The sequence below is a fragment of the Acinetobacter stercoris genome (assembly GCF_900323515.1).
GTDB lineage: Bacteria > Pseudomonadota > Gammaproteobacteria > Pseudomonadales > Moraxellaceae > Acinetobacter > Acinetobacter stercoris.
On sequence record NZ_OOGT01000417.1, the window covers coordinates 1 to 1,039 of the forward strand.

Consider the following 1,039-nt stretch of genomic DNA (forward strand, 5'->3'; position numbering starts at 1 on the left):
GGCTTTGTTGCACAAACCTATCTGTAAAGGCTTTTTCAGCGATATAATTTTCAAATGAAGAAGCCTACACACAAAATCTACCGCACAACCAATTGGCCCGCATATAACCGAGCACTCATGAGTCGCGGAAATATTGCCATTTGGTTTGATCCTGCTACGCAATGGTATGCGCCATCAAAAGGCAAACAAGGGCGAAATCAAACCTACTCCGACGCAGCCATCCAATGCTGCTTAATGATTAAATCCTTATTCCGTCTGTCTTTACGTATGGTCACTGGCTTTGTGCAAAGTCTGATTAAACTTTGCGGATTAAATTGGATAGCTCCAGATTACACCACGCTTTGTAGAAGACAAAAGCATATTGATATTGTAATCAGCTACCAAAAAAGTAGCGATGGGCTGCATCTACTCATGGACTCTACAGGCATGAAGTTTCTAGGTGAGGGCGAATGGAAACGCAAGAAACATGGACCTGAATATCGTCGCCAATGGCGTAAACTTCATATTGGTATAGATGCTAAAACCCTACAAATACGAGCAGTTCAGCTTACAACCAATAATGTCAGTGATTCACAGGTGCTTGGTGATTTACTTAATCAGATTCCACAAGATGAGCAGATTAACTCTGTTTATACCGATGGAGCTTATGACACCAAGCAATGCCGTCAGGTCATTGCAGATCGGCAAGCACATGCGGTGATTCCACCTAGAAAAAATGCGAAACCATGGAAAGATACAAAGAGTAGCTCGCTAGAGCGAAATGAATTACTTCGAACAATTAAACGTTTAGGCAGGACACTATGGAAAAAATGGTCAGGCTATCATCGGCGAAGTTTGGTTGAAACTAAGATGCATTGCATCAAATTATTAGGAGATAAACTCAGTGCAAGGAGTTTTGATAGCCAAGTGAATGAGATCCATGCACGTGTAGCAGTCCTTAACAGATTTACGGAATTAGGTCGACCACTTACCCAAGTTACGCCTTAAATTTGGCTCAATTAGGGGCGCTTTGCATTTCAAATCTTTGTGCAACAAAGCC

General features: G+C 42.0%; 1 protein-coding gene. It reads left to right on the forward strand.

Annotation, left to right across the window (positions count from 1 at the left end; all coding sequences use genetic code 11):
- The first annotated feature begins 54 nt into the window (after nucleotides 1-54).
- On the forward strand, nucleotides 55-987 hold the full coding sequence (locus KPC_RS19985; RefSeq protein ID WP_063454701.1) for an IS5-like element ISAba12 family transposase: 933 nt from the start codon (nucleotides 55-57) through the stop codon (nucleotides 985-987).
- Nucleotides 988-1,039 lie beyond the last annotated feature (52 nt).

Bases quoted from the DNA above. Each gene is read 5' to 3' on its own strand.
- KPC_RS19985 (WP_063454701.1), top strand. From the start codon at position 55: ATGAAGAAGCCTACACACAAAATCTACCGCACAACCAATTGGCCCGCA.